The sequence below is a fragment of the Sodalis sp. RH14 genome, assembly GCF_047324285.1.
In the GTDB taxonomy this organism is placed as follows: domain Bacteria; phylum Pseudomonadota; class Gammaproteobacteria; order Enterobacterales; family Enterobacteriaceae; genus Acerihabitans.
This window is the reverse complement of sequence record NZ_CP178739.1, coordinates 3,686,884-3,710,698: the sequence shown is the minus strand read 5'-3', so window position 1 is coordinate 3,710,698 and position 23,815 is coordinate 3,686,884. Positions and strand designations below refer to the sequence as shown.

Here is a 23,815-nt window from a genome sequence, read left to right as displayed (position 1 = left end):
GCTTACTCCATCATCTTTTCAATCGGCAGCACCAGGATTGAGCTGGCGCCGAGGGCTTTCAGGTTTTCCATGGTTTCCCAAAACAGGGTTTCACTGCTGACCATATGCATGGCGACGCGGTGTTTATCGCCGGCCAGGGGCAAAATGGTGGGGCGTTCCGCGCCCGGCAGCAGGGCCACGATCTCGTCCAGGCGTTCGGCCGGGGCGTGCAGCATAATATATTTGGATTCGCGCGCCTGGATAACCCCCTGGATGCGGATCATCAGCTTATCGATCAGCGCCTGTTTGGCCGGCGGCAGTTCGACGTCGCTTTGAATCAGGCAGGCCTTGGAGCGGTATATCACTTCCACTTCCCGCAGGCCGTTGGCCTCAAGGGTTGCGCCGGTGGAGACCAAATCGCAAATGGCGTCCGCCAGGCCGGCGCGCGGCGCGACTTCCACGGAACCGTTGAGCAGACATGACTTAAAGTTGATGCCGAGTTTGTCCAGGTATTGCTTAAGCAGGTGCGGATAGGAGGTGGCGATGCGTTTGCCCTGCAGGCATTGGGGACCCGTAAAGGGTTCATCCAGCGGCAGGGCCAGCGACAGGCGGCAGCCGCCGAAATCCAGGCGCCGCAGCATGTAATAATGCGGATCCTCGCCCTGGGCGCGGCGATTAAGCAGCTCTTCCTCCAGCACGTTTTCACCGATGATGCCCAGATCCACCACGCCGTCCATCACCAGGCCGGGGATATCGTCGTCGCGCACCCGCATAATATCTATGGGCATATTTTCCGCAAAGGCCAGCAGGCGTTGTTGCTGCAGATTGATTTTAATGCCGCAATGTTCAAGCAGCTGCTGCGTATCCGTGCTCAGCCTGCCTGATTTTTGCATCGCTATCCGTAACCGTGATTTGTCCAAGATACTGTCCTCTGCCTGAAATAAAATGTGTTAAGCCCAAAAAAAAACCCTCGGAAGATATCTTCCGAGGGCTCTCTCTTACATTCTGCGCCACTGGAAGATATTATGTCTTCCAGCACCAAACGCCTGAAAGACTAGTCAGGGTGATGGTGATGATGGTGGTTAAACAGAACGTTGTTCATCATAATTTCCGTTGTACTGGGTTGAGCAGTCTAGGTTGTACTGTCGCGCTGAAAATTACATACGTAGCATTACATTTGTAGCGAGTACAGTAGTAGCATGACCAGGGTAGGCCGTCTTTAAATCAAAACTAACGATCTTTAGTGGCAAATGCAACTATTTTCTTTCTGTGGGGCGCGGGCCCGCGCGGTCGGTTTTGCAGAAGATCACGCCTTAACGTACCAGACGCCTGAGGGAGAAGCATATATGAAAAAAATCGCCATAGTGGGTTTAGGCTGGCTGGGAATGCCGCTGGCGTTATCGCTGCTTGCCAAGGGATATCGGGTGGCCGGCACTAAAACCACGCCGGACGGCGTCGAGGCGGCCAGGATGTGCGGCGTGGAGTGCTATCCGCTGGTCCTGACGCCGGAAATCAACGCCGAGCAGGACGACCTGGCGGCGCTGTTCCAGGTGGACGCTTTGATTATTACCCTGCCGGCGGGCCGTACTGTGGAGCGCGCTGACGACTATTTGCTGGCGGTGCAGCAGGTGGTCGACAGCGCCCTGGCGTTTGCCGTGCCGCGCATTATCTTCACCAGTTCCACCGCCGTGTATGGCGATACGGCGGGCCTGCTGCGCGAAGACAGCCCGCTGGCGCCGGTAACGCCCGCGGGCGCGTGCCTGGTGGAGCTGGAGCGCTGGCTGCATCGCCTGCCCAATACGTCGGTGGATATCCTGCGCCTTGCCGGGCTGGTGGGGCCGAGCCGCCATCCCGGCCGGTTCCTGGCGGGCAAGACCGCGTTGCCGGGCGGGTCGCACGGCGTTAACCTGGTGCATCAGTCCGATGTCATCGCCGCCATTGAGCTGCTGCTCAAGCTGCCTAAAGGTGGGCATATCTATAATATCTGCGCGCCGCGCCATCCGGCAAAGCGCGATTATTATCCGGCCAGGGCGCGGGAACTGGCATTGACCCCGCCGGAATACCTGGCCGACGAGGCCGGCGATGGCCGGGCGCAGGATAGCGGTAAAACCATCGACGGCAGCCGGATTTGCCGCGAGCTGGGGTTTGAATACCTGTATCCGGATCCGGCCCTGATGCCGATGCGCCTGTCGTGAGCCGGGCGGGGGCGTCAGGGCCTGATTGGCTAAAGACGGGATGTGGTTAAAAGCCGGATTTGCCAAAAAACGGCCTTGGCGCTATGTTTTTAGAGCAGGCGCAATATCGCGCCTGCCGGTTTGCTGTCCGCCAATGTTATGCAAAAGGGATGTTTCAGCGGGTAAACTATGCACAACCACCTAGCAATAGATGTCCTCAGGACGCGGCCCGCGCAGCAGATGGATACGCCGGCGCGGCGCGCAATGCTCGCCGACGGGCAGCGAACCAGCGCGTTCCAGCGTGAGATCGCCGCTTACCTGGCACGCCACCCCCAAACGCAGCAAGTCGATATTTTCCTCACCGATCTTAACGGCGGTTTCCGCGGTAAACGCATCCCGCTGGCCGAACTTTCCACGATTGAAAACGGATGCTATTTCCCCGCGTCGCTGTTTGCCATCAACCTTTACGGCCACACGGTGGAGGATGCCGGGCTGGGGCAGGAAAAAGGCGAGCCCGATCATGTCTGCGTGCCGGTCGCCGGTACCCTGGCGCCATCCGCCGCCGATCCCGATTCAACCGCCCAACTGCTGCTGACCATGCTTGATGAGGACGGCGCGCCTTTTGACGTCGAGCCGCGCAATGTTCTCAATCGGGTGTGGCAGCAGTTGCGCGCGCGCGGCTTTAGCCCGGTGGCGGCGGTGGAACTGGAATTCTACCTGGTGGATCGCGCGCGCGACGCGGCGGGCCGGCTGCAGCCGCCCTGCGCGCCGGGAACCGGCGATCGCCATACCCAAAGCCAGGTGTATTCGCTGGATAATCTCGACCTTTTTGCCCCGGTGCTCAACGATATCGACCGGCTTGCCTGCCTGCAGGGCTTGCCCGCCGCCGGCGCCGTGGCGGAGTCCAGCCCCGGCCAGTTCGAGATTAACCTTCACCATGGCGATAACCCGCTTACCGTCTGCGACCAGGCCCTGCAGTTAAAGCGGCTGGTGCGGCTGGTGGCGGAAAACCATGGCATGCAGGCCACATTTATGGCCAAACCCTACGAGGCGTTTGCGGGCAGCGGATTGCATATCCATCTGAGCCTGCGCGACGGGCAGGGTAACAATGTGCTGTCCGACGGCTGCGGCCGTCATGCCGGCCTGATGTGCGACGCCCTGGCCGGCATGCTCGATTTAATGCCGGCTTCCATGGCGCTGCTGGCGCCCAACGTTAACGCATTCCGGCGCTTTCAGCACGGCATGTATGTGCCTGTGCGGGCCAATTGGGGCTATAACAATCGTACCGTGGCGCTGCGCATTCCCTGTAGCGATGGCGATAACCACCGGGTGGAATACCGGGTGCCGGGCGCGGACGTCAATCCTTATCTGGCGCTGGCCGCGGCGCTGGCGGGCATGCTGCACGGCCTGGATAACCCGCCGCCGCTGCCGGAGGAAATTACCGGCAACGGCGGCGATGAACACCAGGGCGCGCCGCTGCCGCTGCGGCAAAGCGAGGCACTGCGGGCGTTTCGGGAGAGCACGCGCCTGCAGGAATTACTGGGCGCGCGTTTTTGCCGGGTTTATCATGCCTGCAAGCACGCAGAACTCAGCCATTTCGAGCAGTTGGTGACGCCAACGGAAATCGACTGGATGCTGAAGAACGCCTGATTGTTAATCAAACTGATAACTTATCCTGTTAACGGCCAGACCCAGTTTTTCCCGTTCCCGCCCGGTACCCAGGTCGCGTGGACTTTTCAGCGCATCGAATGCGATTTTGATAGCGATATTGCCGTCATCACTGTCAATATTATCAATGGCAAACTGAATGCGCTGATCCCCTGGCGGTAAATCGAGGTCTTTGATTTTTTTATCACGGTAGTAAATTGCCCCTTTGACCGGTTGATTGGTTGATGCCGCTAGGGTAAAAACGCCTCGCCGCCAGGGTGCCGCTTTATGAAAGGCCATCCGCGCCGTTAGTCCTTCGGTCCAGCGATAGTCCGGCTCCGAGGATTTTCTCCAGCCTTGCCAAATATAATCACTGTGTTTCCAGCCGAAACGAAGTTCGCCGGCGGAGGCAAGCTCCGGCGCGGAGTAGGTGATGATAGGGCGGTTGTACACATAAAATAACAGGTTGTTAAAGCTGAGTTTTTCCTCAGGCTCACCGAATTGCCTTACAATGCCGTCAAGACATAGCTGCAAATCCGGACATTCCTCGCCGCCTTTGGCCACGGCGATAAACTGCCTTTGCGGCTTATCGTTGGTTTCAGGTATATACCAATAGTTAAACGTTTGCGACCGGCCGCCGCGTAGCATTAGCCCGGTGACTTTATCGAAGTCGATTGGGCGTATCAGTATTTTCCACTGGGTATCCCAAGCGAGCGCCAGCGTTTTGGCGTCCCAATAGGGGCCGAAACCGTAAGATAGATCGTTTTTTTCCAGAAAAGCGCGCAATTCGCTCATGGACCGATCCTGTCCATTAGCGGCAACCTGCCAATGGGAGTAGATACCAGACAAAAACAGAATGCCTAGGAAGCCCAACAGCGGTTTGTGCATGCGATACACCGCGCTGGTGAAGATAGCGATAATGGCCAGATAGACAATGTTGACAAAAAAACGCGCGCTATAGGAGGCCCCGGGGACACTGCTTAAAATAAAAGCCGAGGTAATGCCAGCCAGGGAAAGAAAGATAACCCTATCTAGACTATCATGCTTGGCCATAGTGATAAGGGTATAAAAGTAGAGGAGAATAAGGATAATGGCCGAAATTATCTTTAGATTATCTGTCTGGATAAAAAAGACATTCAGGCTGCCCCCCACGCCCACCAGAAACCAATAGGCATTTGCCAGCATCTGTTCAGGCGCGCCCAGCGTGAAACGGGCCACCGGTAAATGAAGAAGTCGTTCAATAATATGTGTAAAAAGGATAATGCCGGTAATAAATAACGGAATAACATATTTTTTGGGCTGCGTCCTGGCGATAAAACCAGAATAGAGACTGGTCAAAAATAATGGCAGAAAATAGGCCGCCTGAAACCAGGGATCCGAAACAGAGGCTATAATTATCAGCGCACAGAGTCCAATCTCATAAGGAAAACTAAATTGTTGCGGTTTAACAATATACAGATAAACGCATGCCAGCCCATACAAATTAGTCAGGTTATGGGAAAAAGGATGTGAAATATAGGCTACACTGTAAGCAAATACGGATAAACCGCAGAAGAATGGAATCAACAAAAAGGCGTAACGGCTGCGGGTTTTGTGAAAACAGATTAAGGATGATATCACCGCGGCTAAAAAAACTTGGGAAATTTCAATAAATTTAATAATGGATATTGAAGTGGATCCTGTAAGTTTAAACAGCAGGAAATGAATAGGGTAGGTGGATAAGTACCAGTTATCCACCGTGGGCCGCCACTGGGATAACACCGAAAAACCATGAAGCTGGATTTCATGCCAAACGATAATTGAATTGGCGACATCATTGTCCGCACTGAAGTTAATCATCACAAAATGATAACTTAATATCATACCCAATATAATATTTATTGCAAAAAAGGAAGGGTGCAGCCAAATGCTGTAACCCCGTTGCCCACTTTTTTTCATTCCTAATCTCTCTGGTGTTTATACTTCAGGCTAGGGTGAAACATAGCCGGTTATAAAGTTAATGTCAGTTTATTAAAGCTGTTGCATATAATCAAACAGCGCCTTCAGGAGGCGGGTTTTTTGCTCATCGCCGGCATGTTCGGCATAGAGCCGTTCCAGGTTTTCCACATAGGCTTGCAGCGTTTCCGGGGTAAATAATCCTTTGCGGTATGCCAGCCAGCGTTGCTGTTCACCGTCATCGAGGGTGTGGGGAAAGTTACGCGCCCGATAGCGAAACAGCAGCGGGGCAAGGCGCGGGTCGACAAAACTGATATCCAGCGCCGGCAGGTTAACGGGATCGGTTGCCAGGATAATATCCATGGCCGCGCGGTCGGCATCGCTGAAAAAACCATCGTACAGCTGGGCGTCGACGTTATCGGATCCGGCAAAGGGCTCGGCTTCGGCATACAGCGCCACCACTTTTTCCCGCACGCCGGCGTGCCGGCGCAGCACCTGCAGGTTTTGCAGGCAGCGCTCGCGGTCAATCCCCAGGCGTTCCGCATCCTCCGGGCGCAGGGTACTGGCGGGCGCCAGCACCGGGCATTTATTGATATGCACCAGTTTAATCGGCACCGCGGACAGTTCGCCGAGCTTATCGCGCCGCGTATAAAGGCGGGTACGCAATTCATCGGCGCTGAGATCCAGAAGTACCTCCATATCGCCGGCCAGGTCGCAGACGATCAGGGCGTTTTGGTTCTCCGGGTGCCAGGCCAACGGCGCAATCCAGCTGGTATTGCCGCGCCCGGCGCCAAACATGCCCGAAACATGGACCAGCGGTTTCATGGCGGCGATATCCACCAGGCTTTTCAGCTTTTGCTTGCCGCGATGCTGGTAGAGATACTCGAACAGCTTCGGCTGCGCCTGTCGGGCCAGCTTCGCCATGGCAAGCGTGGCGTGGACATCGGCCATGGCGTCATGGGCGTTGGCGTGTTCAACGCCGTTGGCGCGGGTAAGGTGCTCCAGGCGAAAGCTCGGCAAACCGTCATCATTAAGCGGCCAGTTGATGCCCCCGGGACGCAGCGCGTAGCAGGCGCGCATCACGTCCAGCAGGTCCCAGCGCGTATTGCCCTGGCGCCAGCTGTAGGCGTAGGGATCGTAGAAATTGCGGTAAAAAATATTGCGCGTCACTTCGTCATCGAAACGGATATTGTTGTAACCGAGAATGCAGGTATCCGGCACGCTGAACAACCCATGGATCCGCCTGGCGAATTCCGCTTCGCAGACGCCCTCGCGGGCGGCCTGCTGCGGCGTGATGCCGGTAATCAGCACCGCCTCGGGATCGGGCAGGTAGTCGTCGGCCGGTTTGCAGAAAAATACCTGGGGCTCTTCCAGCGGTTCGAAGTCCAGCCCGGCGCGGATCCCCGCGAACTGGGCGGGCCGATCCAGCGCCGGATGTTTGCCGAAGGTTTCGTAATCATGCACCAGAAAGCTCGGTTGCTTGGGAGTAGTAGCCACGATGGTCAAAAGTCCGGTTGGGTGGATAGCGCCGATCGTTATCATCGGCTTTATCGGCGTATTATGTCATGATTAACCGCTAAACCCTACCGGGATGACCGGCGAATCACCGCGTTTGGCACTGGAAACCGCTGTGGCAGCCGGGATGGTGCGGCTCGGTTAACGGCGCAAGGGCGATACAGTATGGGGTCACCGGCACTATTGTACCCAAGATGCTTTAATAGCGAAACTTCACGTAATTGTGGTGCCGGGGAAATCAATAGTAGGGCTTGTCCCGCCAACCCAAGACACGGCAATCACTTATGAGGCCGTGGTAACACCTGTAGTCCCCCTGAATTTAGCCTTCCCGCGTAATGGCGTTCTCTGGTTAAAATACAATTAACGGAAGGCTCCTCATGAAAAAACGCGTTTCACCGAATCTCAGATCCTGCGGGTCTTGGAAGAGTTTGTCAGTATGCTTCATGTACCTCTGCTGTACTGTTACGCTTATACCACGGTCCGGAACTGATATTGCTTACGCTGGCGCACTGGACGGCAGAGCATAGCGTGATACTGGAATTTATCAGGCCGGGCAAGCCGACACAGAATGCGTTTATCGAATCGTTTAACCGGACGTACCGGACAGAAATACTGGATTTTTATTTGTTCAGGACACTGAATTAAGTACTGAATATAATAGCGAGCGGCCTCATGAATCCCTGAACAACCTGGCGCCGGAAGAGTACCGGCTGATGGCTGAAGATCCTGAAATCTCAAAAAATGCGTGAAACTAAAAACGATCTACTTACACTACAATTCAGTGGCTTATCAGAACAGCTTGCGGAAAGTCTGCATGTCACATCAGAGAAAAGTAAAGATAGGCGGCCCTCCGCAAAGGAGAACCCGCCTGATTCGTAATTATTTAAGGCTAATTACATGATTCCATACCATTATTTTACAGTCTCTGACTTCAATCACGCGATCGGGCATGCCAAATTTTTGCCGGGCAATTTGTTCTATATGATTATTTTCAGCTATGACGAAGTTATTCCCGGCGTCATACCATGAATTTTTTGTCAGCCATAGATAGGGATCAATATTATCATTTACCGGCGCAATGATAATATCACCTAGCGCCGCCGTTTCAGAAGCATACCAGAAAGTCGCAAAACCACGGGTTAGGCCATTCTTCTGAAGCGTTTCACGTATTTCGACTTGTACTGTACGGGCAGCATGTTGGTGCCTGTATCCATGTAGGGTGTTTATCGCCAAAACGATGGTGATAAAAATAAACAGCGCTTGCCATCGTTTAGTCAGGACGATGTTTCGCCCGACCAGTATCGACATAAACACATAGACAGGGAATAAATAGCGGCCTGAGGCTAAATCAATAGGCATATTGCTTGCGAGAAAGGCAACACTAAGCGTTATTCCTGCCACCATAAGTGAACAATCGACAAAAGACAATGTTTTGATATTCTTTGCAACTTTTACAACGCCTACTAATAATGCTAAAAATAATAAAAAATGCAGTAAGTTAAAAATTGCGCTTGTGTCTTGTATGGGTTTGCCGAAAAACATCGCATCAAAAAAGTGAAGCGAGCATAATACAAATAAATAAATATTATTAAAAATTTTATCAAATTCAACAAACGCAGGCAGTGTCGTGCCGGGAAGATGAAATCCATTCATTAGCAGGAATAATTTTGCTATTACCTTGCTAAAAAAGTAGCCGATCAGTGCGAAAATTAGAATGTCAGCATTACGCCATTTTTCTCCCTTAAGCACATCTACAATAAAGGAAATAAAAACAGGTATAAATAAAAGGTATAGGGAAATTCTGTCACTGAATAATATCAGTGCAAATGCAAAAGGCAGGATGATTTTCAGCGTAATGCTTTTTTTGCCGGGGCGCTGATAATGATCAATTAACAAATATGTGATTAATATGGCTACATAAGTGCCGATATGTATACAAGGTCTTACTGCTATTGTGGCGATAAAGCCACCGGGAACAGCGAATACTGCAAAGGGCAACCAAATATTTGATTTCGCTTTTACCTTTATCAAATTTATTGCGGCGATACTTGTTGCAGCGTACAGAATACCGGGTATAACATACCATTGCCAAATGTGATAACCAAAAATCTTAGTGAAAATACCATAAAAAATAACATCAGTAAAAAAATAGGTTTCGGTAGAAAGATGCCAGTCTTGTAAAAAGAAATTACCCTGGCCTAAATCTTTACCTTCCAGAAGAATAGAAGCTCCATCAGAATTTAAAGGGATTATTTTTGCAATATATGCATAGATGACTGATAATATAATAAATGCTAATAGGTTCAGTATTAAACATTTCGTTTTATTATTTAACATCGTTATAACCTTTTTCCTCAGAAATAAAGAACTTTGGCCTGCGTTTGGTCTCGACGTATATTTTTCCTATATATTCCCCAATAACGCCAAGAGATAGCATCTGTACGCCGCCAAGAAAAAATACCCCTATCATTACTGACGCCCAGCCATCAACTGTACGACCTAATAATTTTTCAGTGATAGCATAGATACCTGCCAGGGTTGAAAGGGCCGCTATAAATAATCCAAACACTGCAATCATTCTTAAGGGCGTTATAGTTAATGAAGTAATGCCCTCAACAGCAAGAGATAGCATTTTTTTCAATGGATACTTAGACTCGCCCGCAACTCTACTACTTCGTGAATAAAAAACTTGTGTCGAAGGAAAACCAAGCATTGGGATTAAACCCCGGATATAAATATTTTCTTCGCGGTAATCCAGTAAGGCGTTAAGGGCCACTCTGGATAATAGCCTAAAATCAGCATGATTTTGAATTTGATTAACACCCATGAATGACATGAGCTTATAAAATAGTAACGCAGTATTTTTTTTAAGAAAAGTATCTGATTGTCGATTGTTTCTGACACCGTAGACTACATCGAATCCTTCATGGTACTTAACTACCATATCCTCAATAGCATTAGTATCATCTTGCAGGTCGGCATCGATACTGACAACAATGTCTGCCTCAGATTTTCCCAAACCTGCGATAAGGGCAACCTGATGTCCTTTATTGCGGGATAATTTTATACCTTTTACGTTATCATGACCTTGGCAAGACTCAGAGATAAGACGCCAAGTATCATCTTTACTGCCATCATCGACAAATAAAATGCCACTTTGTGATGAAATTAACTCTCTGTTTTTTAACCGATTGATGATATTTCTTAATTCAGCCAGACAAAAAGGGAATGCCTCGGTTTCATTATAGCAAGGCACGACTATATCTAGTGAGGGACATTTTCTAAAGGTCTTCATTTCATAACCCAAATTTTGTTAATGATAAAACCAGTAATAGTATATGCAATCATCCCAAATAGTTGTACAACATAAATAGAATCCGGAATGATGAAAAGTACAAGTTTGATGATAACAACATTGACGATATACGATAACAAACAACCGAGGGCGAATTTTAGCATCCTGTAGCCAGTTATTTGTTGACTGAAAGTGAATATGCTATTGATAAAATAACTGAAGAGAATACCCACAACATAGCCAGAAAAATTGGCCAGGTACATATTTGTGCCTATTGCCATTAGGGCAAATATGACAACAGCAGTGACTGCAGTATTTATTAATCCTACCAAGCAATATTTATAAAATTGAACTGATGAAGGTTCAAAAAAAAGCTTAGCCATCTCATCGATACCGTTACGCTTGATTAAATTAACATGTAACAATTATGGTATCACTTTATTATCAATAAATCATCAAAATGAAGAAGAAGAATGATGATTGATTTTTTATTTCAACAATATGAATGATAAGGATTTTGTTGGACAATGGTGTTTTTTTAACCATTGAAGGCGGCGTGTTAATTAGCGGCTATAACTTTGTTATCAATGCTGCATAAGTCTGGCAATGATCATTGGCTAGACCCTGACTGAAGCGTATGTAATAATGCGCCGGTGTTGATATTCTCTGGGCGTGCGGTAACTAACGCGCTATCCAGCGGGTTCTCTTTCGAGTCTTCCAGCATCCTTTCCAGAGTCAATACCGTTGCCCGGTTACCCGGGGTTGGCATTTTGCTGATATCATTATGCTCCATCATATTTATGGCGCTTTCCGCTCAAGCACACCCTGTTATTACGCAAATATCGCTACGCCCGTTTTGCATTCATCGGGGTGAGGCCTTCAGCCTCTGACTGGGGAGACTGGAGGACACATGCCCGGCGATAGCCGTAAATCGCATAGACCAACGCTTGCTGAATATGCGCCACTAGCATGCGCTTACCGATTGGATGAAGCCGTCGCCCAACCTGAAAGTTGGGATTATGGTGAACATGAACGGATAATTGCGCACGCGAGATGTCCTGCGATTGTCCCGCCTGCCGGGCGTCGTCCCAGGTCACCAAGCGCGCGCCATTCGTACCGGGATAGCCAGTATCATGGCGGTTTGCACCGGGAACCGAAGCGGTAGCCGCGATGGTGATTAAACAGTGCTTATGGACCTTTTATGGATAATACCGCATGCATACATTAATTATCGTGGTGGTTGGCCTGGCATTGCTCGGCCTGTTTACCTATAGCGCGCATTTTGTCGGCCGCCCGGCCATAGCGACGGCGGTAAAGGCTTTTATGGTGCTGTGGCTGGTCATCTCCCTGGCCAACCTGGGCGTGGGTGTGTTCCGCGCCGGTTATACGCTGCTGGAAGAACTGCCGGTGCTGGCGCTGGTGTTCGGCGTTCCGGCTATTGCCGCGTTATTGGTGCACAAGCGTTTTAACAATAAAAAATAGTCTGCCTGGGATAACGGCACGCCGGAGTGGGAATAGATTACCCCGCCATGGCTGCCGCCGGCTGGGTGGCGCCTGGACTTTTCACGGCCCTTGCGTACGGTTTAACCGCCGCGACATATCTTAATTACGTCATGCCGCCATGCCGCCATCAGCCCCCCGAGTAGGTTTATCACCAGCGCCGCCAAGGCGCGCCGTGCCGCCGGTGGCGGGGGACGGGTGATATTTGGGCGCGCACAATTATAGCCGATGTCTGATTTTCAGTAAGAGATAGTTCAAGCTTTCCTGGCGGATCACATTTATGAAAATTGCGTCTGTCAAAACGGTTTAAGCAATGTTATGAGAAATAGTAATAAAACATTTCAGTCATTCCTGCACAGCGTTTTATTCAGTTAGCTAATACATTATCAAGGAGCGGGTGTATGCGAAACATTGCTTCCCATCTGGTTTGGGTGTTGGTTGCCGTTGCGGGCGCTTTTGGGATGGGCGTTATCGCCTTGCATAACGGCGAAAAAATTAACGCGTTGTGGATCCTGGTGGTGGCGGTGGCGGTTTATCTGATTGCCTATCGCTATTACAGCCGCTTTATCGCCAGCCGCGTGCTGCGGCTGGACGCGACGCGCATGACGCCGGCCTATCGCCATAACGACGGACTGGATTACGTCCCCACGAATAAATATGTGCTGTTTGGGCATCACTTTGCCGCCATTGCCGGCGCCGGTCCCCTGGTCGGTCCGGTTCTGGCGGCGCAGATGGGGTATCTCCCCGGCATGATCTGGATCCTGGCGGGCGTGGTGCTGGCGGGCGCGGTGCAGGATTTCATGGTGCTGTTTGTGTCGACGCGGCGGGACGGACGATCGCTTGGCGACTTAATCAAACAGGAACTGGGCGCGGTTCCCGGGGTGATTGCGTTATTCGGCACTTTTATGATCATGATAATTATCCTGGCGGTATTGGCGCTTATCGTGGTTAAAGCCCTGACCAACAGTCCGTGGGGCGCGTTTACCGTGGGCTGTACCATCCCGCTGGCGATTTTCATGGGCATCTACCTGCGTTTTATCCGGCCGGGTAAAATTGGCGAGATCTCGATCATCGGCTTTATCGTGCTGATGGCCGCCATTATCTACGGCGGCGATATCTCCCGCAGCCCCACGCTGGCGCCTTTCTTTACCCTGGACGGTAAACAGCTGACCTGGACCTTGATTATCTACGGCGGCGTGGCGTCCATCCTGCCGGTCTGGCTGCTGCTGGCCCCGCGGGATTATTTGTCCACGTTCCTGAAAATCGGCACCATCGTCGGGCTGGCGATCGGCATCGTGTTTATCGCCCCGACGCTGGAAATGCCGTCCATGACCCGTTTTATCGACGGCACCGGGCCGGTATGGTCGGGTACGCTGTTTCCTTTCCTGTTTATTACCATCGCCTGCGGCGCGGTGTCGGGCTTCCATGCGCTGATTGCCTCGGGCACCACGCCCAAGATGCTGGAAAACGAGACCCAGGCGGCTTTTATCGGCTATGGCGGCATGTTGATGGAATCCTTCGTCGCCATCATGGCGCTGATTGCCGCGTCGGTTATCGATCCGGGCATTTATTTTGCCATGAACAGTCCGGCGGCGGCGCTGGGCGGCACGACGGTGGAAGCGGCGGCGGCGGCGGTCAGCGGCTGGGGATTTGAGATCACCCCGCAGATGCTGACCGACTACGCGCAATCGGTGGGCGAAACCAGCATCGTGTCCCGGGCGGGCGGCGCGCCTACCCTGGCGGTCGGCATGGCGCATATCCTCAGCCAGGCCGTGAGCAGTATCAGCATGGCGTTCTGGTATCATTTCGCCATTCTGTTCGAAGCGCTGTTTATTCTCACCGCGGTGGATGCCGGCACCCGCGCCGGACGGTTTATGCTGCAGGATCTGCTGGGCGTGGCGGTGCCGTCGCTCAGGCGCACCGATTCGCTGGCGGCCAATATCATCGCCACCGCGCTGTGCGTGGCCGCCTGGGGGTATTTCCTTTACCAGGGCGTTGTGGATCCGCTGGGGGGCATCAATACCCTGTGGCCGCTGTTCGGCATCGCCAACCAGATGCTGGCGGCCATGGCGCTGACCCTGTGTTTTGTCGTGCTGTTCAAGATGAAACGCCATGTCTACGCCTGGGTGGCCGGCGTGCCGATGGCGTTCTTATTGGTGTGCACCACCACCGCCGGGCTGATGAAAATCCTGTCCGGCGACCCGCGGGTGGGGTTTCTTGCGCTGGCGCGTAAATACCAGGCGGGCATCGACCAGAATCAGATAATCGCACCGGCCAAAACCATGGAGGAAATGGGACGGCTGGTATTCAATAATCAGCTGAACGCCGGGCTGACCGCGCTGTTTATCTTTGTGATGATCAGCATTTTGTTATTCGGCTTACGTTCGGCCTACCAGGCCTACCGGCTGGATAAACGCAGCGATACGGAAGTGCCTTATCAGGCCTTGCCGCTGATGAAATAACGGGGCCGGCCCGCGCCGATCGCCGGCGCGGGCGGTTCCGTCCGCTATTTAAATCCAGGCGAACAGGCCGATAACACAGAGCCAGAATAAACCACTTAGCAGGAAAACTAATCTCCAGGCTAAAGAACGTGAGATGTTTATCATATATCCAGGTATATCATTTAAGAGGTATAAATAAAGGCGGCAAAACCTATTTCGTGAAAAATGGGCTAGATAATCGGCTTTACCAAGAACTATTCGTTATCTTAGCCCATAAATAAAAACTATCACAGTGGGGTCTGAAAAAAAGGATCTATTTTATCGTTAACCCATTAATTAATATGAAATTAAAATAGCGTTAAAATTATTTTATTTATAACTTAATATTAACATGAATTTATACGGATAAGAGTTATCAGTAAATAAGTTGTTTTTTGACAAAATAAACCTGGCACATTAGTTTGTTATTCAATTAATGCAAATATGAATAAAGAATTAAGTAATTAAATAAAATTAACAAGCATTGCCATGAAATGGGCGAAGCCGGCGCTGCGGCCGGCTCTGCCCGTACGATGAAGGGCGCCGCGCCTCAGGGCCGCAGCGTTTTGCGCATCTCCTTGACGTCGTCGGCGTTGACCGGCGCCGCGGCGTTGCCCCAGCTGTTGCGGATATAGGTCAGGACATTCGCCACCTGGGCGTCATCCAGGTTCCAGGCGAAGCTGGGCATGGCGGGCGCGGTGGGACGGCTGTCGGTGGCGCCCGCGCGGCTGCCGGCCAGCACCACGTTTATCAGCGAAGCGGCGTTGGGCGCGCGGATGAGCGGATTGTCGGCCAGGCGCGGGAAAATATTGGCCTCGCCGGTGCCGGAGGAGTTATGGCAGGCCGAGCAGCGATCGAAATAAATGGCCTTGCCCGCCACCATCCGGCTGTCATCGGCGGCCAGGGCCGCGGGCGCCTTGTCCGTTGAGGCCTTGCCCGCCTTCAGGTAGACCGCCACCGCCTTGAGGTCCGCGTCATGCCAATGCTGGGAAGAGTGTTCCACCTCTTCCGCCATCGGGCCGGAGGCGATATCGAAACGGTTGACGCCGGTGCGCAGGTAGGCTATCAGATCCTCTTCGCTCCATGCGCCGATGCCGGTATGCGCGTTATTGGTAATATCGGGGGCCCACCATGCCCCCAGGCTGTTGCCCTGCAGGAAATTGTCGTTCTTGTCGCCGCCCAGCAGGTTCTTGGGCGTATGGCAGGTGCCGCAGTGACCGGGGCCTTCCACCAGATAGGCGCCGCGATTCCATGCGGCGGATTGGGTCGGGTCGGGGGTGTAGACGCCCTTAGTGAAATTCAGCCAGTTCCAGGCAATCAGGCTGGTGCGAATGTTAAACGGAAACGGCAGCTGATTGGTTTCCACGGGGTGGTAAATGGGCTGGAGGGTTTGCAGGTAGGCCCACAGCGCCTGATTGTCCTCGCGGCTCATTTTGGTATAGGCGGTAAACGGCATCGCGCCGTAGAGACGTTTGCCGCCATGGCCTATCCCTTCCGACATGGCCCGCTGGAAATCATCAAACGTCCATTTGCCGATGCCGGTTTCCACATCCGGCGTGATATTGGCGCCCAGCAGGGCGCCGAATGGCGTGTCGATACGGAACCCGCCGGCAAAGGGTTTGGCGGCATCCGTGGTATGGCAGGCGGTACAATCGCCCACCACCGCAAGGTAGCGGCCCTTTTCCACCTGATCATACTCCGGCTGCGCCTGGGCATGTCCCGTCCAGGCGGCCAGCGCCAGCAGGCCGGCGTAAAATGAAATCAGCTTTTTCATGCGGTGATCATCTCCCCGGGGCGTTGCAGGTAGTAGTGGCGAATGGCGTAGGCGGCCTTGAAGGCCAGCGCCCCCACGGTGCCGGTGGGGTTATAGCCGGGATTCTGCGGGAAGGCGGAAGCGCCGACCACAAACAGGTTGGGCACATCCCAGACCTGCAGGTGTTTGTTTACCGAGCTGTTGGCGGGATCGCTTCCCATAACAAAGCCGCCGACGATATGGGATGACTGATAGGGCGCCGAATTCCAGTGGCCCTTCATTGGGCGCATATAGTATTCCCGCGGATTCATCGCCTTGGCGATCTCGCCGACTTTGCCGGTGCAATACGCGGCCATCTTCAGATCGTTGGGGGAGAAATCGAAAGTCACGCGCAGCAAGGGCCGGCCCAGAGGATCTTTATAATTGGGATCCAGGGACAGGTAATTGGTGCGCGTGCTGTAGCTGCTGGCCTCGCAGCCAATGCTCATGCTGCTCAGGTAGTTTTTCTTGACCTGGCGCTTGAACTCGCTGCCCCAGGTCGGCGCGCTGGGCGGGGTGGGGTGATAGGCGATAGGCGCTGCGCCGATGGGCGTGACGCGGATGCTGCCGCCGCCGAAAAAGCCCAGGCCGGTATGATCGAAATTGTCGTTATTGAAATCATCGATGCCCATGCCGACCGCCCCGGCGCCGATAAACGGATTAAAGTTTTTATTATCAAAAAACAGCTGTACCGAATTGGCGGTTTGGTAGGCGTAGTTGCGGCCGGTGGTGCCGGTATTGGTCACCGGATCGTAGGGTTTTCCCACGCCGGATAACAACATCAGGCGCACGTTTTCAAAGGTAAATGCCGTGACGATGACCAGGTCGGCGGGTTGTTCCCATTCATCGCCGGAGGAATCAATATAGACCACGCCGGTGGCACGTTTGCCCGTGGAGTCGAGGGTGACTTTCATGACTTCGCTGTTGGTCAGGGCGGAGAAATTGTCTTTGCGCACCAGTACCGGCAGCACGGTGGTTATGGCGCTGGCCTTGGAATAGTTGGCGCAGCCGTAGTTGGTGCAAAAACCGCAGTAGGTGCAGGGGCCCATGGTCACGCCCAGGGGGTTGGTATACGCCTGCGATACCAGGGAGGAGGGAACCGGAAAGGCTTTATAGCCCAGGTTTCGGGCGGCTTCGGCAAACAGCGTCGGGCCGTAGGGCTGCTTCATCGGCGGCGTGGGATACTCGCCGGAGCGCATGCCCTCATAGGGGTTGCCGCCGTCGCGCCGGGTGCCATTGACATTGGACGCATAGCCCGAGGTGCCCGCCAGCCGCTCGAATTGCATATAAAACGGCTCCATCTCTTGCCAATCGGTGCCCCAGTCCTGCAGGGTCAGTTCTTTTGGCATGGCGTCGGCGCCGTAGCGTTCCAGCAGATGGCTTTTCAGGCGGAATTCTTCCGGCTGGAAGCGGAATGTGATGCCCGCCCAATGGTTGCCTGCGCCGCCGGTGCCGTTACCAGGATGAAACGATCCCCAACTGCGCATGGGCAGGGCGGTTTGCGACGGATCGTTGCGTACGGTAATGGTATTTTGTTTGGTGCGCAGCATCAGTTCCTGGCTGCGGTTATAGCGCAGCTCGTCGGTCACCGAGGCGACGTTAAAATCCCGCGCGGTATCGCGCCACGGGCCGCGTTCGATGGCAATGACTTCCAGGCCGGCGTCGGTCAGTTCATTGGCGATAATCGCCCCCGCCCAGCCCAGACCAATCACCACCACATCGGTTTTGGGGAGTTTCTTTGCCATAATGGTGTTATCCCTTGGTTTTCCATTGCTCACTGCCGCCAATGCTTACCGGCGTTAAATGAAGATCCTGATTATGCTGTTCGATAAGATCGCGGTAGTCGTACCGCGCGCCCGGAAAACCAATCATTTTCCATGACACCATATCGCGGTTGCCGCCGTACATCGGGTCGGCGAAAAAGCCTTCCATGGTGTTGTCCAGCACCTGTTTGAAAAACAGTTTGGCGTCGATATTGGCCAGTTTGATATCCCCTTTTTCCAGACCGGTCAGAATGTTATCGCGCTGTTCGGGCGGAAGTTCGTGAAAGGCTTTCTGATAGGTGCTGCGGCAATACTCATCCAAATCGGCCAGGCCGATGCGGTAACGCTGCTGGGGCACCAGGGGGGATTGGTCGCCCTGCTCGGGGGTGCCCTCCTGAAAAGGGCCTTCACGGTAAAGCCGGGAGAAGGTGCCGTAAAACCCTTTCATCTGACGGTCGATGAATACCACGCATCCGGCGTCTTTGCCGCTGACGCTGAGCTCGTCGGCGGGGATAAACCGCTCGACCATGGCTTCAAGCGTCGCCACTTCCTTATCGTTAAAAAACAGCCAGCCCTGGTCGGCAAAGGTTTCCGTCGGGTTGTGCGCGAAGGGCTGCCAGCCCGGCGCGCCGGCGAGGGTGGCCGCCTTGGCGCTTACGCCCGCGCCGATGGCCAAGGTCGCGGCGGAATAGGAAAGAAGCTGCCTGCGGGTTACCCCCGGCAGCGTTTTTTTTCTTTTGCGCATATGTGCTTCCCGTCTCTTATTGTGGCGTGCCTGTGCAGGCCCCGCACTGTTATCTGCGGTAAACGACCGGCTAAGCCGGGGTCGTAAACCCCATAACTATAAAGGATTCTTCTCGATAGCAAATTATGAATATGTTGCTAACAATTACGTAACTTTGCAATGGTACCGGTTCCTACCGCTCCGGCAACACAGGCCGGCTGCGGAGCAGAAATGTGAGCATTAGATTTATCTGCTTGAATTAACGCATCAAAATCCGACGGGATGCGTTTAGCCCCCCGGTAAAAAGATGTAAGTGAATTAGACAGGCTTCTTGACGCCGCGGGTTTTGCCTGGCGGCCTGACCGGATGCCGGGGGCGTCTGCAAAACCGCTCGCCACACGGCGTGCGTCGAGACGAACCTTATGATTAATAATATTTTTATGTTATGTAGCATTATAGCGGGATAACCCTACCCTTATAGAAAAGAGTTGTTTGTAGCGCCATGGTTACAATTTGAAATATGGAAGACTAATTATTGATGTGAAAAGTAGTTAATTTCATTAAACTACCTATCCCGCTTCGTTTTTGCCAGGTCGATTTCCCGTGCGTTTGGACAGACAGATTTCCTCACTAGAACATACCATTTACCAGCATTACCGCATTGCCCACGGCCTGCGCATCGGCCTGGCTTTTGTGCTGACCTTTATGATTATCCGTCTGCTGGATATTCCGGAGGGCACCTGGCCGCTGATCACGCTGGTGGTGGTAATGGGGCCGATTTCCTTTTGGGGCAATGTCCTGCAGCGGGCGGTTCAGCGCATTATCGGCACCGTTTTTGGCGCCGCGTCGGGGCTTATCGGCCTGCGGCTGGAGCTGTATTCCCTGCCGCTGATGCTGATATGGTGCGGCCTGGTGATGTTTATCTGCGGTTACCTGACGCTTGGCAAGCGTCCCTACCTGGCGTTGCTTATCGGCATCACCCTGGCGGTGGTATGCGGCGCCGGGGCGGGGGATATGCAAACCGCCTTGTGGCGCAGCGGGGATGTGATTATCGGTTCGCTGCTGGCGCTGTTGTTTACCAGCATCTACCCGCAGCGGGCGTTTATTCACTGGCGCATGAAGATGAGTTTCGGCCTGATTGCCCTCAGCAAAATCTACGCCGCCTACCTTTCGCCCAATATCATCGAACGCCCCCGCCTGGACGGGCGCCTGAAAAAACTGCTGGCCGATGTCAGCAAAACGGGCACCCTGGTGACGCCGGCCAGCAAGGAAAGCGCGGTAGCCAAAGACGTGTTCGACGCCATCCAGGATCTCAGCCGTAATATCGTCTGCGTACTGGAACTGCAAATCGACGCCTGGTGGGCCTCGCGCGAGAGCCACTTTATCCTGCTCAACGCCACCACCCTGCGCAGTACGCAAAGGGTAACCCTGCGCGCGCTGGTGACCCTCGCCGACGCGCTGCGCCAGGGCAATCCGGCGCCGATTGTCGCCAATAGCGGCGAACTGGCGGTCATCGCCGCCGAGCTCAAATTATTAATGGAGCAGGCCAGCCAGCGTAACGAGGTGGAGGCGCCGATATTCGGCTACGTCTGGCTGAGCCTGAAGCTGACGCAACAGCTGGAGCAGTTGGCGCGGCTGCTGTGTCAGGCGTTGCGTAAGCCATTGCCGCAACAGGAAGAATGAATTATGGCCCGGCGGTAAAAACGGGTAACATAGTGAAATGCCATTGCACCGGATAGCTGCTACTCTGTAAGGTAATGACTATGCGTTTGCGCACCGTTTTCAACCTATGACTTCAGCAAGGAAATTGACATGGATCACATCAAGCCTTCATTCCAGGATGTCCTGGAGTTTGTGCGAATGTTTCGCCGTAAAAACAAGTTGCAGCGTGAAATAGCCGATAACGAGAAAAAAATCCGCGATAACCAGAAGCGTGTCCTGCTGCTGGACAATCTGAGCGACTATCTCAAGCCGGGCATGACCATCGAGGAAGTGCAGGCCATCATCGCCAGCATGCGCACCGACTATGAGGATCGCGTGGATGATTACATCATCAAAAACGCCGAGCTGTCGAAAGAGCGTCGCGAACTGTCCAAAAAATTAAAAGCCATCGGCGAAGTCAAGGCTATGGCCGCAGGCGCCCCTGAGGCGGGTAAACACATCTGATCGTTCTGATGCCGGTCCGCCCGTGGCAACCTGAATCGCCGCCGGCGGACCGGCTTTTTTTACCGCCGGCAATAAAAAATTGAAACAACGTATTCATTCAATAAAAAATAATAATCCTCGTTCAATAAATAAAATTCCTAAGAATAAAAAATATAATGATAACATACGCTCAATTTTATGATTGTCGCTGAGGAAATGCGCCGCTTCACCATTGCAAGGTTCCCCTAGCCTGAATAATATTGTAGATTAACGGGATAATAGTATAACAGATTAAACATAATCATATATACAATGGTTATGGTGTGTATGATTGACCTTGTTTTATTATAAAGACCGTATGCTTAATGATAGTTACTTAATGATGGTTACTTAATGATAGTTAATTATGATCCATTAACAGTGGCGAGCTATTTACCAGCAAAGGATGGAAGAAGCATCTCCCGCAATCAGAGCCTGTTTCTGACGGAAAGGGAGCCGACAACGGCATACGCAAAACGCAGGTAAGTTATTTCATGACTATCAGGAAATATCAAATCGGTATTATTATTCGCCCGATTTTATTATTATTTACAATAATAATATTATTTCAATCCATGGAGAATGCCAGGAAATCAGCACCGCTGATCCAACCCGTTTTACCTGTTTATTACCAAGGGCCATGGTCTCCGGCGGCGCAGACGGCAAATCCGTTTTGCCCGGTCCCGGATTGCGCCACGAGCGGTTTAGCCGTGCAATGTCCCTGTGCGTATCATCAGCACGCTTTTGGCGCCGGCAATATCAGGGCGGTAAACAAGGATAAACTGTGCCAACGTCAGGAGCCGGGCGATCGCAGCGTTTACCGCTTTATCAAGAGCGATATAAAACAACGGGTAAAGCGGGCAATCAGGCGCTTGCTGCGCCTGGGCCAAAAATAAACGCCGCGCCCAAAGCCGCGTTGCAAGGCAAGCGCACGGGGCGCGCCCGCCATCGCCAGGTTTTAGGCCGGCGTGTGGCAGGGCGCGCCCCGTCAATGGTGCACCACCGCCAGCCGCTGGATATTCTTTTTGATCGCCGCCGCCGAATCATCAAACTGACGCTGCTCCACTTCATTTAAATCCAGCTCGATAATCTGCGCCACGCCGCGCTGCGCCAATACCGCCGGTACGCCGATCGCCAGGCCCTGCTTGCCATATTCGCCGTCGAGCACGCAGGAAACCGTCAGGGCGCGATGGCTGCTGGTGAATACGTTGCGGCAAATTTCGGTAATGGTGCCGGCGACGCCATATTCGGTGCAGCCCTTTTGGGCATAGATTTCAAAACCCAACTGACGCGTCCGCTCGCCGAGCGCCGGGAAATCCAGCTCATGACCGGTTTTCAACCGGCTGTATTCATTAAGCGGCATGCCGTATACCGAGCAGTGCGACCACACCGGGAATTGCGTATCGCCATGCTCGCCAAGGATAAAGGCGTCCACGCTTTGCGCGGCGATATCCAGTTGTTCCGCCAGGATGCGCCGTAAACGCGTGGTGTCCAGCCAAACGCCGGTGCCCAGCACCTGATGCCGCGGCAAGCCGGACAGCTTCCACACCTGATAGGTAATGATATCGCACGGGTTGGTGGCGATGAGGAAAATTCCCTTGAAGCCGTTGCGCATCATCTCCGGCACGATGTTGCCGACGATGCGCGCGGTGCCGTCCAGCTCGTCCAGCCGCGTTTGCCCCGGTTTCAGGCCGCCGCCGGACACGGTAATCACCGCGATATCGACATCCGCGCAGTCGGTTGCCGGCCGGGTGCTGATAACGATACGGCTGGGCATATATGCCGCCGCATCCGCCAGATCCTTGCGATGGCCTTCAACCAGCTGTTGGTTTAAATCCACCAGGATGATCTCCTCGCAAAACTGCTGGTTGAGCAGGGCATATGCAGCGGAAGAGCCGACATTGCCCGCGCCGATAATCATCACCTTACGTGGTTTCATGCATTTTACCTCGAGAAAAAGGGTTACGTGACCCGGCACACGGCCTCGATGCCGCCGCAGTTTAACAATTTTAAATGAATTATGGCCTGATTAACAAAATGGTATTCTTATACGCGACCCTGTTTCCCTCACCCAGACCTATTGAGCGACGTTATGGACAAATTTGAATACGGCACCAAAGAGCTGTCCTGGCTGGCAAAAAGGGATAAACGCATGGCGCAGGCCATCGAGCGCATCGGGATGATTGAGCGGCCCCTGATGCCGGACCTGTTCGCGGCCCTGGTCAGGAATATTGTCGACCAGCAGATTTCCACCAAGGCCGGCCTGACGGTAAACGCCCGCCTGGCGCTGCTGGCGGGCGCCATTACCCCCGCCGCCATGGAAAGCCTGACCGCGGAGCAAATCCAGTCCTGCGGCATGACCATGAAAAAAGCGCTCTATATCAAGGGCGCCGCCACCGCCGCCATGAGCGGCGAGCTGGATCTGGCGGCGCTGCCGTCCCGCCCGGACCCGGAAGTGATCGCCACCCTGTCGCGCCTGCCGGGCATCGGGGTCTGGACGGCGGAAATGCTGATGATTTTTGCGCTCGGCAGGCCCGATATCCTGAGCTGGGGCGATCTGGCCATTCGTCGCGGCATGATGAATCTGTACCGCCATAAGGAACTGCCCCGCGAGCGCTTCGAACGCTATCGCCGCCGCTATTCGCCTTACGGCACCACCGCCTCGCTGTATCTGTGGGCCTGTTCGGCGCCGGGGTTCAGCATACATGCTCCGATTGTCCCTGGCGATGCGCGCAGCGCCGAACCGGCAACGGCGGCGAAATAATGCCCAGGCGGGCCGAATCACGGCAAAAAAATACCCCGCGGGCGGGCGCCGGCGGGGTAGAGG

Annotated in this window: 17 protein-coding genes, 2 pseudogenes and 1 other annotated feature; of the genes and pseudogenes, 8 read left to right on the top strand and 11 right to left on the bottom strand. The window is 53.5% G+C overall.

The window, feature by feature from the left end; genetic code table 11:
- Positions 1–2 precede the first annotated feature (2 nt).
- Positions 3–902 (bottom strand): ATP phosphoribosyltransferase, encoded by a 900-nt coding sequence (gene hisG / locus ACL2XQ_RS16845; RefSeq protein ID WP_410016774.1) that lies wholly within the window; start codon positions 900–902, stop codon positions 3–5.
- Between the two features lie 35 nt (positions 903–937).
- Positions 938–1,058, bottom strand: a sequence feature (His leader region).
- A gap of 267 nt (positions 1,059–1,325) precedes the next feature.
- Here hisG and ACL2XQ_RS16840 point away from each other — a divergent pair.
- Together ACL2XQ_RS16840 and ACL2XQ_RS16835 are read left to right on the top strand one after the other, a co-directional pair.
- Complete coding sequence (locus ACL2XQ_RS16840) at positions 1,326–2,174, top strand: SDR family oxidoreductase (protein ID WP_413739473.1); 849 nt, start codon at positions 1,326–1,328, stop codon at positions 2,172–2,174.
- 219 nt (positions 2,175–2,393) lie between these two features.
- Complete coding sequence (locus ACL2XQ_RS16835) at positions 2,394–3,803, top strand: glutamine synthetase family protein (protein WP_413740528.1); 1,410 nt, start codon at positions 2,394–2,396, stop codon at positions 3,801–3,803.
- A gap of 3 nt (positions 3,804–3,806) precedes the next feature.
- On the opposite strand, the gene ACL2XQ_RS16830 is transcribed toward ACL2XQ_RS16835, so the two are convergent.
- Together ACL2XQ_RS16830 and sbcB are read right to left on the bottom strand one after the other, a co-directional pair.
- On the bottom strand, positions 3,807–5,738 hold the full coding sequence (locus ACL2XQ_RS16830) for a hypothetical protein (RefSeq protein ID WP_413739472.1): 1,932 nt from the start codon (positions 5,736–5,738) through the stop codon (positions 3,807–3,809).
- 72 nt (positions 5,739–5,810) lie between these two features.
- Positions 5,811–7,277, bottom strand: coding sequence for an exodeoxyribonuclease I (gene sbcB / locus ACL2XQ_RS16825; protein WP_413723229.1), 1,467 nt, complete (start codon positions 7,275–7,277; stop codon positions 5,811–5,813).
- A gap of 432 nt (positions 7,278–7,709) precedes the next feature.
- Here sbcB and ACL2XQ_RS16820 point away from each other — a divergent pair.
- Positions 7,710–7,999 (top strand): annotated as a pseudogene (locus tag ACL2XQ_RS16820) (integrase core domain-containing protein); the annotation flags it as partial.
- A gap of 130 nt (positions 8,000–8,129) precedes the next feature.
- Here ACL2XQ_RS16820 and ACL2XQ_RS16815 read toward each other — a convergent pair.
- From ACL2XQ_RS16815 to ACL2XQ_RS16805, 3 genes are read right to left on the bottom strand one after another with little or no spacing between them, the layout of a single operon-like run.
- Complete coding sequence (locus ACL2XQ_RS16815; RefSeq protein WP_413723228.1) at positions 8,130–9,587, bottom strand: hypothetical protein; 1,458 nt, start codon at positions 9,585–9,587, stop codon at positions 8,130–8,132.
- Positions 9,577–10,545, bottom strand: a complete 969-nt coding sequence (locus tag ACL2XQ_RS16810; RefSeq protein ID WP_413732451.1) for a glycosyltransferase family 2 protein — start codon at positions 10,543–10,545, stop codon at positions 9,577–9,579. The genes ACL2XQ_RS16815 and ACL2XQ_RS16810 overlap by 11 nt, the downstream gene beginning before the upstream one ends.
- Positions 10,542–10,928, bottom strand: a complete 387-nt coding sequence (locus tag ACL2XQ_RS16805; RefSeq protein ID WP_413723226.1) for a GtrA family protein — start codon at positions 10,926–10,928, stop codon at positions 10,542–10,544. Before ACL2XQ_RS16805 ends, ACL2XQ_RS16810 begins: the two co-directional genes overlap by 4 nt.
- An 832-nt stretch (positions 10,929–11,760) precedes the next feature.
- Here ACL2XQ_RS16805 and ACL2XQ_RS16800 point away from each other — a divergent pair.
- Together ACL2XQ_RS16800 and ACL2XQ_RS16795 are read left to right on the top strand one after the other, a co-directional pair.
- On the top strand, positions 11,761–12,027 hold the full coding sequence (locus ACL2XQ_RS16800; RefSeq protein ID WP_413739471.1) for a hypothetical protein: 267 nt from the start codon (positions 11,761–11,763) through the stop codon (positions 12,025–12,027).
- A gap of 419 nt (positions 12,028–12,446) precedes the next feature.
- Positions 12,447–14,507, top strand: coding sequence for a carbon starvation CstA family protein (locus ACL2XQ_RS16795; RefSeq protein ID WP_413723225.1), 2,061 nt, complete (start codon positions 12,447–12,449; stop codon positions 14,505–14,507).
- Positions 14,508–15,075: 568 nt separating this feature from the next.
- Here the strand turns inward: ACL2XQ_RS16795 and ACL2XQ_RS16790 are convergent.
- From ACL2XQ_RS16790 to ACL2XQ_RS16780, 3 genes are read right to left on the bottom strand one after another with little or no spacing between them, the layout of a single operon-like run.
- A complete protein-coding gene (locus ACL2XQ_RS16790; RefSeq protein ID WP_413739470.1) occupies positions 15,076–16,299 on the bottom strand; it encodes a c-type cytochrome in 1,224 nt (407 codons plus the stop codon).
- Complete coding sequence (locus ACL2XQ_RS16785; protein ID WP_410014397.1) at positions 16,296–18,062, bottom strand: GMC family oxidoreductase; 1,767 nt, start codon at positions 18,060–18,062, stop codon at positions 16,296–16,298. Before ACL2XQ_RS16785 ends, ACL2XQ_RS16790 begins: the two co-directional genes overlap by 4 nt.
- 7 nt (positions 18,063–18,069) lie before the next feature.
- Positions 18,070–18,825, bottom strand: a complete 756-nt coding sequence (locus tag ACL2XQ_RS16780; protein WP_413723223.1) for a gluconate 2-dehydrogenase subunit 3 family protein — start codon at positions 18,823–18,825, stop codon at positions 18,070–18,072.
- A 582-nt stretch (positions 18,826–19,407) separates the two neighbouring features.
- On the opposite strand from ACL2XQ_RS16780, the gene ACL2XQ_RS16775 reads away from it, so the two are divergent.
- Together ACL2XQ_RS16775 and ACL2XQ_RS16770 are read left to right on the top strand one after the other, a co-directional pair.
- Positions 19,408–20,487 carry an FUSC family protein gene (locus ACL2XQ_RS16775; RefSeq protein WP_410014399.1) on the top strand — a complete coding sequence of 360 codons (1,080 nt, stop codon included), beginning with the start codon at positions 19,408–19,410 and terminating at the stop codon, positions 20,485–20,487.
- Between the two features lie 129 nt (positions 20,488–20,616).
- Positions 20,617–20,970, top strand: coding sequence for a DUF496 family protein (locus ACL2XQ_RS16770; RefSeq protein WP_410014400.1), 354 nt, complete (start codon positions 20,617–20,619; stop codon positions 20,968–20,970).
- Positions 20,971–21,692: 722 nt separating this feature from the next.
- Here ACL2XQ_RS16770 and ACL2XQ_RS16765 read toward each other — a convergent pair.
- Positions 21,693–21,878 (bottom strand): hypothetical protein, encoded by a 186-nt coding sequence (locus tag ACL2XQ_RS16765; protein WP_410014401.1) that lies wholly within the window; start codon positions 21,876–21,878, stop codon positions 21,693–21,695.
- A 98-nt stretch (positions 21,879–21,976) separates the two neighbouring features.
- Positions 21,977–22,927, bottom strand: a complete 951-nt coding sequence (locus tag ACL2XQ_RS16760) for an L-lactate dehydrogenase (RefSeq protein WP_413723221.1) — start codon at positions 22,925–22,927, stop codon at positions 21,977–21,979.
- Between the two features lie 153 nt (positions 22,928–23,080).
- On the opposite strand from ACL2XQ_RS16760, the pseudogene ACL2XQ_RS16755 reads away from it, so the two are divergent.
- A pseudogene (locus tag ACL2XQ_RS16755) lies at positions 23,081–23,674 on the top strand (DNA-3-methyladenine glycosylase family protein); the annotation flags it as partial.
- Positions 23,675–23,815: the final 141 nt, after the last annotated feature.

Bases quoted from the DNA above. Each gene is read 5' to 3' on its own strand.
- ACL2XQ_RS16810 (WP_413732451.1), bottom strand. From the start codon at position 10,545: ATGAAGACCTTTAGAAAATGTCCCTCACTAGATATAGTCGTGCCTTGC.
- ACL2XQ_RS16770 (WP_410014400.1), top strand. From the start codon at position 20,617: ATGGATCACATCAAGCCTTCATTCCAGGATGTCCTGGAGTTTGTGCGA.
- ACL2XQ_RS16795 (WP_413723225.1), top strand. From the start codon at position 12,447: ATGCGAAACATTGCTTCCCATCTGGTTTGGGTGTTGGTTGCCGTTGCG.
- sbcB (WP_413723229.1), bottom strand. From the start codon at position 7,277: ATGATAACGATCGGCGCTATCCACCCAACCGGACTTTTGACCATCGTG.
- ACL2XQ_RS16785 (WP_410014397.1), bottom strand. From the start codon at position 18,062: ATGGCAAAGAAACTCCCCAAAACCGATGTGGTGGTGATTGGTCTGGGC.
- ACL2XQ_RS16780 (WP_413723223.1), bottom strand. From the start codon at position 18,825: ATGCGCAAAAGAAAAAAAACGCTGCCGGGGGTAACCCGCAGGCAGCTT.
- ACL2XQ_RS16835 (WP_413740528.1), top strand. From the start codon at position 2,394: ATGGATACGCCGGCGCGGCGCGCAATGCTCGCCGACGGGCAGCGAACC.
- ACL2XQ_RS16840 (WP_413739473.1), top strand. From the start codon at position 1,326: ATGAAAAAAATCGCCATAGTGGGTTTAGGCTGGCTGGGAATGCCGCTG.
- ACL2XQ_RS16760 (WP_413723221.1), bottom strand. From the start codon at position 22,927: ATGAAACCACGTAAGGTGATGATTATCGGCGCGGGCAATGTCGGCTCT.
- ACL2XQ_RS16800 (WP_413739471.1), top strand. From the start codon at position 11,761: ATGCATACATTAATTATCGTGGTGGTTGGCCTGGCATTGCTCGGCCTG.
- ACL2XQ_RS16815 (WP_413723228.1), bottom strand. From the start codon at position 9,587: ATGTTAAATAATAAAACGAAATGTTTAATACTGAACCTATTAGCATTT.
- ACL2XQ_RS16830 (WP_413739472.1), bottom strand. From the start codon at position 5,738: ATGAAAAAAAGTGGGCAACGGGGTTACAGCATTTGGCTGCACCCTTCC.
- ACL2XQ_RS16805 (WP_413723226.1), bottom strand. From the start codon at position 10,928: ATGGCTAAGCTTTTTTTTGAACCTTCATCAGTTCAATTTTATAAATAT.
- ACL2XQ_RS16790 (WP_413739470.1), bottom strand. From the start codon at position 16,299: ATGAAAAAGCTGATTTCATTTTACGCCGGCCTGCTGGCGCTGGCCGCC.